This is a genomic window from Burkholderia sp. GbtcB21 (assembly GCF_019091065.1).
Taxonomy (GTDB): Bacteria; Pseudomonadota; Gammaproteobacteria; order Burkholderiales; family Burkholderiaceae; genus Burkholderia; species Burkholderia pyrrocinia_C.
The window spans coordinates 1-265 of the sequence record NZ_JAGXKA010000277.1 but is presented as its reverse complement, the minus strand read 5'-3'; the positions used below and the strand labels follow the sequence as shown (position 1 = coordinate 265).

Genomic DNA, 265 nt, shown 5'->3' with positions numbered 1-265 from the left:
CGTGGGGGCGGCGCGCAGCACCGGCGCGCGAGCAGGGCGCAGGCAGCACGGCGGCTCCGGCCTGCCGTATCGCGGGTATCGGGGTTTCGGCGCTGGTTCGGCAACGGCAGGGCGGCCTGGGAGGGCTCGCTCCACGCCGACAGATGAACTCAGCGCACCCCACCCAACTGCTCGTCGTTCGTCCGTGTCAGCGGTGACTCGGCGTCGCCGGTATGCTTCGTCTGAACGGGTTCGATCAGGACGATCCAGCATTCGTCATCGGCGA

1 pseudogene is annotated in these 265 nt (G+C 69.8%); it reads right to left on the bottom strand.

From position 1 onward, the window contains the following. Nucleotides 1-149: 149 nt before the first annotated feature. Nucleotides 150-265, bottom strand: a pseudogene (locus KVT39_RS38315) (cupin domain-containing protein); the annotation flags it as partial.